The organism is uncultured Pluralibacter sp. (assembly GCF_913775985.1).
Taxonomy (GTDB): Bacteria; Pseudomonadota; Gammaproteobacteria; order Enterobacterales; family Enterobacteriaceae; genus Pluralibacter.
Genome location: NZ_CAJYMB010000042.1, coordinates 1 through 7,725, shown reverse-complemented (window position 1 = coordinate 7,725; position 7,725 = coordinate 1). Strand labels below are relative to the sequence as shown.

The 7,725-nt window shown below is 60.8% G+C and carries 6 protein-coding genes; all 6 read right to left on the bottom strand.

Translation table 11 applies throughout. The features are described from left to right. The coding region (locus tag QZ766_RS05470) for an ABC transporter permease (protein ID WP_297198405.1) at window positions 1-788 on the bottom strand (788 nt) is incomplete at its 3' end. Between the two features lie 18 nt (window positions 789-806). Continuing rightward, a complete protein-coding gene (locus QZ766_RS05465) occupies window positions 807-2,468 on the bottom strand; it encodes an ABC transporter substrate-binding protein (RefSeq protein ID WP_297198409.1) in 1,662 nt (553 codons plus the stop codon). A gap of 262 nt (window positions 2,469-2,730) precedes the next feature. Continuing rightward, window positions 2,731-3,537: a tryptophan synthase subunit alpha gene (trpA, locus tag QZ766_RS05460; protein ID WP_297198403.1), complete on the bottom strand. Its 807-nt coding sequence runs from the start codon at window positions 3,535-3,537 to the stop codon at window positions 2,731-2,733. After that, a complete protein-coding gene (gene trpB / locus QZ766_RS05455; RefSeq protein WP_297198401.1) occupies window positions 3,537-4,730 on the bottom strand; it encodes a tryptophan synthase subunit beta in 1,194 nt (397 codons plus the stop codon). Before trpB ends, trpA begins: the two co-directional genes overlap by 1 nt. Before the next feature lie 9 nt (window positions 4,731-4,739). Further along, on the bottom strand, window positions 4,740-6,098 hold the full coding sequence (gene trpCF, locus QZ766_RS05450; protein ID WP_297198399.1) for a bifunctional indole-3-glycerol-phosphate synthase TrpC/phosphoribosylanthranilate isomerase TrpF: 1,359 nt from the start codon (window positions 6,096-6,098) through the stop codon (window positions 4,740-4,742). 5 nt (window positions 6,099-6,103) lie between these two features. Beyond that, window positions 6,104-7,699: a bifunctional anthranilate synthase glutamate amidotransferase component TrpG/anthranilate phosphoribosyltransferase TrpD gene (trpD, locus tag QZ766_RS05445; RefSeq protein WP_297198407.1), complete on the bottom strand. Its 1,596-nt coding sequence runs from the start codon at window positions 7,697-7,699 to the stop codon at window positions 6,104-6,106. Window positions 7,700-7,725: the final 26 nt, after the last annotated feature.

The following is a 7,725-nucleotide window of genomic DNA, read 5'->3' as shown; positions in this document are numbered from 1 at the left end:
TTTTCGGTAATGATGGCGCCGGAAAAGAGCCCCGGCAGCTCAAAGCCGAGCAGGGTAATGATCGGCAGCAGCGCGTTGCGCAGGGCGTGCTTGAGGATCACGCTGCGCTCGCGCAGCCCTTTGGCACGAGCGGTGCGGATAAAGTCCATTCTGATAACATCCAGCATGCTGGCGCGCACGTAGCGCGTCAGGCTACCGGCCTGGAGCATCACCAGGGCCAGCACCGGCAGTACAAGGTGCGCGGCCACCTCCACAACCCACGCCCATCCGCGCTCGTCGCTGCCGATGCGGGTCATGCCGCCCACCGGCAGCCAGTGCAGATCCACCGCAAACCACTTAATCAGCAGCAGGCAGAGGAAAAAGGTGGGGAAGGACATGGCGGCAAATACCGCCGCGCTCACCAGATGATCGAACAGCGAACCGGCCTTCAGCGCCGAAACCACGCCGACCGCCAGCCCGATGCCCCAGTAAAACACCAGCGACACGCTCGCCAGCAGAAACGAGTTCCAGATGTACTGATTCAGCAGCTGGCTGACCGGTATCTGATACTGCAGCGAAAAGCCGGCGTTACCGTGCAGCAGCTGGTTGAGCCAGTGCAGATAGCGGGTCAGCAGCGGCTGATCGAGGCCGTAAATCGCTTTCAACTCCGCGGCTCTGGCGGGGGTGAGCGTAATATTGCCGTCGATAAAATCGCCCGGCGTTTTGGCGAACAGCATAAAAATCAGCAGCGAGGCAAACAGCAGCATCGGCAGCGTCTGCAGCAGGCGCCGGAGAATGAAATGGCTCATGGGAAATCACCTGCCGCGTTATTTGACGATGGTGACATCCGGCAGGCTGCCGGTGAGTCCGTTATAAATATCGGGCCTGAACCCTTTAACCCGTGCGCTGCTGGCGGTCAGGACCTCGCGATAGCCGAGCAGGATCACCGGCGGATCGGTTGCCAGCAGCTGGTAAAGCTTCAGGTAGATGGCCTTGCGCTTTTCAACATCGAGGGTGGCGTTGCCCTCATTAATCAACGCATCCACCTGCGGATTGCTGTAGCCGGTATCCCTGGCCTGGGTGGTGTAGAAGTTCCACACGCCGTCGTGGGGATCGTTGAGCGTGCTGGTGCTGAAGGTTGCCAAATCGTAGTTGCCGGCATGGCGCAGGGCCAGCAGGGCGTTGAAATCCAGCACCTGAGGATTGAGCTGCACGCCAATCTGCTTCCAGTTCTCTTTGGCAATCGGGATCAGCGCGTCGTTAAGCACTTTTTTGGTGGCCAGCAGCGTCAGTTCAAGGCGCTTGCCGTCTTTAACGCGAATACCGTCCGCGCCCGGTTTCCATCCCGCGGCGTCCAGCAGTTGGCGCGCTTTGTCAGGATTGTAGGCGAAGGGATTTACCCCCTGGGTGTTGTAAGCCCAGGAGATAGGGGCGATAGGCACGTTCGCCACTTTACCGTAGCCCTGATAGACCACGTCGATAATCTTCTGGCGGTCCAGGCCGTAGATCAGCGCTTCGCGAACGTTCACGTCCTGCAGCGCCGGGCGGCGCAGATTGAACTGGATCTGGCTGTAGTCGCTGGAACCGTACAGGTTGATATTGGCGAAACCGAGCATTTTCAGCTGCTCGATATCATCCGGCCGGGAGGTAAAACCGTCGTAGTCGGTTTCTCCGGTCTGGAACAGCTGGAAATTGGTGGCCGGATTGGTAATGCGGTAGATAAAGCGCGGTGTGGGCGGCACGCCGCGATAAAAGTGCGGGTTGGCGTGAAAGCGGATCTCCTGACCCGGAATGTATTTCTCGTAGACGTAAGGGCCGTTGCCGAGCGGTTTGCCGTTCAGACTGCGCAGATAGTCCAGCTCGCCGCGCCGGTATCCTTTGCCGTACCAGGCCTTCGACAGCACCGGGCCGCCGATGCTGGCAAGGGTCGTGGCGCCGGGCTGGGTTGTGGTGACCTGAAGCGTGAGCGGATCCAGTACCTTAATGCCGCTGACGCTGTCAGCTTTGCCTGCTTTATAGTCTTCGCCACCGGCAATATGGACCAGCGAGAGGTCGTAAGGGCCGTCGTATTTTGGATCCAGCTGTACGGTGAGCGTAAATGCCATATCCTGCGCGGTGAGCGGCGAACCGTCGCTAAAAGTGAGGTGCGGGCGCAGTTTAATGGTGTAGGTTTTGCCATCCGGACTGATGCTCCAGCTCTCTGCCAGACCGGGTACCAGATTGCCGCGGCTGTCCCAGTCAATAAGGCGAGAGAAAATAACATTGGTGACATTTTCGTCCCAGCCGTTGCTGAAGAAGTACGGGTTGAAAATCCCCTGCGGCTCCGTGATGCCTGCGATCACCGTGTCCCGGCGCAGCTTCGCCGCCGCCGGGACCTGGCTGGGATCTGCCGCAGGCGTCACTCCCTCTTTAAGTATCTCATCCGCGCCCGCCAGCGCGGGAAGAAGCAGGGCGCTCCCGAGAAGCAGCGCCGCGCCCGCGCGGGACATTCCGCGCGACCCATTTTTAATACCCGGCAATAATCTGGACAACATCGTTCCCTCATCAAATGATAATTCAGCAAGTTACACGTTAGCAGGGAAGATAAAAGCCAGCGCGGTCGGCTGTCTAACAATGAAGGGCTATGGCTTATAGCCATTTATCCTTAGAGAAAAAACGGGAAAGCGAAGTCGATTTTTGGCTATGTATTTTTGGCCGGGGGGCGGACAGGAAAACAGCCGTCCGGCAGGGCGCCGGACGGCTGAGAAAGGACTAGCGGCGGGTGGCGGCCTTCATGCTTTCTGCAAAAGCTTTCAGCTGGCTGAGCATCGCCGGATAGTCATTGACGTTGTTTTCAATGATTTTCACTGTGGCTGAGCCGGAGATGGCGCCCGCAGCGCCCGCATCCAGCGCAGCGGTGACCTGATCCGGAGAGGAGATACCGAAACCTTGCAGCGGCGGCGCGGCGCGGTATTCCGCCAGCTTCTCCACCAGGTGGTGCAACGGCAGAGCGGCGCGGTTCTCCGCCCCGGTCACTCCGGCGCGGGAGAGCAGGTAGGTATAGCCGCGGCCGTAAGAGGCTATCTGGCGCAGCAGTGCGTCGTCGGCGTTCGGCGGGCAGATAAAAATCGGCGCTACGCCGTGGCGCAGGGCGGCCTGGCGAAACTCCGCCGACTCCTCCACCGGCACGTCGGCAACCAGCACCGAGTCCACGCCCGCGCGGGCGCACTCGGCGTAGAAGTTATCAATGCCGCGGTTAAACACCAGGTTGGCGTACATCAGCAGGCCAATGGGGATCGTCGGGTGCTTCTGGCGAATCGTCGCCAGCATCTCAAAGCACTGGGTCGGGGTAACACCGGCGGCAAACGCGCGCAGGGTCGCCCCCTGAATGGTCGGGCCGTCCGCCAGCGGATCGGAAAACGGGATCCCCAGCTCCAGCGCGTCGGCACCGGCTTCAATCAGCGTATCAATGATTTTCAGCGACTGGCCCGGATTCGGATCTCCCAGCGTGACGAAAGGAACAAAGGCGCCTTCCCGGCGATTTTTCAGCTCTGCAAACAGATTGTCGTAGCGTTCCATCAGATTTCCCCTCGCGCTTTCAGAATGTCATGAACGGTGAAAATGTCTTTATCGCCGCGGCCGGAGAGGTTAACCACCAGCAGCTGCTCTTTTTCCGGATTTTCGCGCATCATTTTCAGCGCGTGGGCCAGGGCGTGTGAGGATTCCAGCGCCGGGATGATCCCTTCGTGGCGGCTGAGTTCCTTGAACGCGTCCAGCGCCTCGTCATCGGTGATCGACACATAGTCGGCGCGCCCGATGCTGTTGAGATAGGCATGCTGCGGCCCGACCGACGGGAAATCAAGCCCGGCAGAGACGGAGTAGGACTCCTCAATCTGGCCCTCGTCGGTCTGCATCATCGGCGACTTCATGCCGAAATAGATGCCAACGCGGCCGTGCTTCAGCGGCGCGCCGTGCTCGCCGGTTTCGATACCGTGACCGCCCGGCTCGATGCCGATCAGCTGTACTGCGGATTCATCAATAAAGTCGGCGAACATGCCGATGGCGTTCGAACCGCCGCCGACACAGGCCAGCACTGCGTCTGGCAGGCGACCTTCTCTTTCCAGAATCTGCGCTTTGGTCTCTTCGCCGATCATGCGCTGGAATTCGCGCACGATCGTCGGGAATGGATGCGGGCCCGCGGCGGTGCCGAGCATATAGTGGGACTTCTCATAGCTGCCGGACCAGTCGCGCAGTGCCTCGTTGCAGGCGTCTTTCAGGGTGGCTGAGCCGCTGTGCACTTCGATAACTTCCGCGCCCATCAGGCGCATGCGGAACACGTTTGGCGACTGGCGGGCGGCATCTTTGGCGCCCATGTACACCCGACACTTAAGCCCGAGCAGCGAGCAAGCCAGCGCCGACGCTACGCCGTGCTGACCGGCGCCGGTTTCGGCGATGATCTCGGTTTTACCCATGCGTTTTGCCAGCAGCGCCTGGCCCAGCACCTGGTTGGTTTTGTGTGCGCCGCCGTGCAGCAGGTCTTCACGCTTGAGATAGAGTTTAGTTTTGGTGCCGGCGGTCAGGTTGCGGCACAGGGTGAGCGCGGTCGGGCGCCCTGCGTAGTTTTTCAGCAGGTCGGTGAACTCGGCCTGAAAATCAGGATCTTTTTGAGCGCTGACGAACGCTTCTTCCAGCTGGCGCAGGGCCGGCATCAGGATCTGCGGCACGTACATGCCGCCAAATTCGCCAAAGTAGGGGTTCAGTAATGTATTCATCTCTTATCCTTAATATGCGCGCAGCGTCTGGAATACGGAGGCCAGCTTCCCGGCATCTTTGATGCCCGGCTGCGACTCTACGCCTGAGTTAAAATCGAGTCCGGCACAGCCGCTTTTCGCCGCTGTGACGCAATTATCGGGGCCGAGGCCGCCGGCCAGCAGCACGTTGTCGAGCTTCTGGCCCTCAAGCAGCGACCAGTCAAAGCGCTCGCCGCTGCCGCCCTGGGCGTTATCCAGCAGATATTTATCCACGTGGTTCAGGTCGCGCGCCGGCAGCGACTGCTGCACGCTGAGCGCTTTCCAGATTTGAACCGATGCCGGCAGCGCCGCGCGCAGGCCGTCAATGTAGTGCTGATCTTCGCTGCCGTGCAGCTGGACGGCAGCGAGCCCCAGGGCTTTCGCCGTCGCGGCGACGTCGGCTGCGGGCGCGTTGCGGAACACCCCAACGTAGTCCAGCGGGGCGGCGCTCATCACTTTACGGGCCTGCGCCTCATCAACGCAGCGCGGGGACTCCGGCACAAAAATCAATCCGCCGTAGACTGCTCCAGCTTCATAAGCCGCCAGCGCGTCCCGGGGGCGGGTCAGGCCGCAGACTTTGTTCTCGCCCAGCAGCACCCGGCGCACCGCCGCGCCAAGGTCGTCGTGTTCCATCAGCGCTGAGCCAATCAGGAAGCCGTTGGCGAAGTGACTTAGCTCGCGCACCTGTCCGTAGGTATTAATGCCGGACTCGCTGATAACCGTAACCCCTGCGCCCAGGCGCGGGGCAAGCTGGCGGGTGCGGTCAAGATCAATAGAGAGGTCGCGCAGATCGCGGTTGTTGATGCCGACCACTTTCGCTTCCAGCGCAATAGCGCGCTCCAGCTCCGCTTCATTACTGACTTCGGTCAGCACGCCCATGCTCAGGCTGTGGGCCACGGCGGCGAGCTGGCGGTATTCATCATCGTTCAGCACCGAAAGCATCAGCAGGCAGGCGTCCGCCTGATAGCGGCGCGCCAGATAAATCTGGTAAGGATCGACAATAAAGTCTTTGCACAGGATTGGCTGCGTCGCAATGCCGCTGACAATCGGCAGAAAGTCGAAGCTGCCCTGAAAGTATTTCTCGTCGGTCAGCACGGAAATTGCCGAGGCATAGTGCTTGTAGACGCCGGCAATGCGCGCCGGATCGAAATCGTCGCGGATAACACCTTTCGAAGGTGACGCCTTCTTGCACTCCAGAATAAAGGCGGTGCGGGCGCCGCGCAGGGCGTCGTAGAAGTGGCGCTGGCTCGGCTCAACCTCGTTCTGGAAGCTGGCCAGCGGCTGCTGCGCCTTGCGAGCCTCAACCCAGACGCGTTTATCGGCAACGATTTTGGCTAAAACGGTTTCCATCTTTACTATCCTCTTGCTGCCAGGGCGGTAACGCGGTCGTAGGCCGCACCGCTGCGCAGAACGTCCAGCACCTTGCGGGCGTTCGCTTTCAAATCTTCGTGCCCGTGCAGGCGCATCAGCATCGCGACGTTAGCGGCGACGGCGGCCTCGTGGGCGGCCTCACCTTTACCCTGAAGTAAGCGGCTCAGAATGTCACGGTTTTCTTCCGGCGTGCCGCCCGCCAGCTGCTCCTGGCGATAAGGCGTCAGGCCAAAGTCGTCGGCGGTGAGTTGATAATTGAGAATTTCACCGTCGCGCAGCTCTGCAACTACCGTGGTGGCGTGCAGCGACACTTCGTCCATGCCGCCGCTGTGCACCACCGCCGCGCGCTGGTAGCCCAGCACCTTGAGGGTTTCTGCGATCGGCAGCACCAGCTCGGGGCTGTAAACGCCGATCAGCGCCAGCGGCGGATGCGCCGGGTTAATCAACGGCCCGAGTACGTTAAACAGGGTGCGGGTTTTCAGCTGCTGGCGTACTGGCATGGCGTGGCGGAAACCGGTGTGGTATTTCGGCGCGAACAGGAAGCAGACGCCGAGCTCGTCCAGCGCCTCGCGGGATTTCTCCGCGTTCATATCCAGATTAATACCGAACGCCGCCAGCAGATCCGACGAGCCCGACTTGCTGGATACGCTGCGGTTGCCGTGCTTAGCCACTTTCAGACCGCAGGCGGCGGCCACAAAGGCGCTGGCGGTGGAGATATTGATGCTGTTGCTGCCGTCGCCGCCGGTGCCGACAATATCCGCGAAGGTGTAATCCGGGCGCGGGAAGGGGGCCGCGTTTTCCAGCAGGGCGGTGGCCGCGCCGGCAATCTCTTCCGGCTGCTCGCCGCGCACTTTCATACTGACCAGCGCCGCGGCCAGTTGTTCAGGCTTCACTTCACCGCGCACCACGGCGGAGAAGAGCTGGTGGCTCTCCTGACGGGTGATGGTTTGGGCCTGGTAAAGTTTTTCCAGCACCGGCTGCAGCGTGTTTGCCGGTTCCAGTTTTTTCAGCGCCCATTCCAGGGTTTGCTCAAGCAGGCGCGCGCCGTTGCTGGTCAGAATTGATTCCGGATGGAACTGGAAGCCGACGACCCGATCCGCGTCGTGGCGCACCGCCATCACCATGCCGTTGAAGCTGGCATTAACGGTGAGGCCCGCCGGGATGTTGCTGCCCACCAGCGAATGGTAGCGGGCCACCGGCAGCGGATTAGGCAATCTGGCGAACATGCCCTGATTATCGTGTTCAATGCTGGAGGCTTTGCCGTGCAGGATCTCGCCGGCCTGGCCCACGTAGCCGCCGTAGGCTTCAACAATCGCCTGGTGACCGAGGCAGATCCCGATAATCGGCAGCTTACCGCGCAGGCGGGTCAGCAGCTCAGGCATGCAGCCGGCTTCGGACGGCGCGCCTGGGCCCGGAGAGAGCATCAGCACCGGATTGTCCATGGTTTCCAGACGCTCAATTAAGGTCTGTGCCGGAACATGATTGCGGTAGATAACCACGCTGTGGCCGCTGGCGCGCAGCTGATCGACCAGGTTCCAGGTAAATGAGTCGATGTTATCGAGCAGCAGAATGTCGGCCATCAGAAAATCTCCTTTGCGTGGTGGGC

Coding starts and splice junctions, on each gene's coding strand:
- QZ766_RS05465 (WP_297198409.1), bottom strand. CDS start 2,468: ATGTCCCGCGCGGGCGCGGCGCTGCTTCTCGGGAGCGCCCTGCTTCTT.
- trpA (WP_297198403.1), bottom strand. CDS start 3,537: ATGGAACGCTACGACAATCTGTTTGCAGAGCTGAAAAATCGCCGGGAA.
- trpB (WP_297198401.1), bottom strand. CDS start 4,730: ATGAATACATTACTGAACCCCTACTTTGGCGAATTTGGCGGCATGTAC.
- trpCF (WP_297198399.1), bottom strand. CDS start 6,098: ATGGAAACCGTTTTAGCCAAAATCGTTGCCGATAAACGCGTCTGGGTT.
- trpD (WP_297198407.1), bottom strand. CDS start 7,699: ATGGCCGACATTCTGCTGCTCGATAACATCGACTCATTTACCTGGAAC.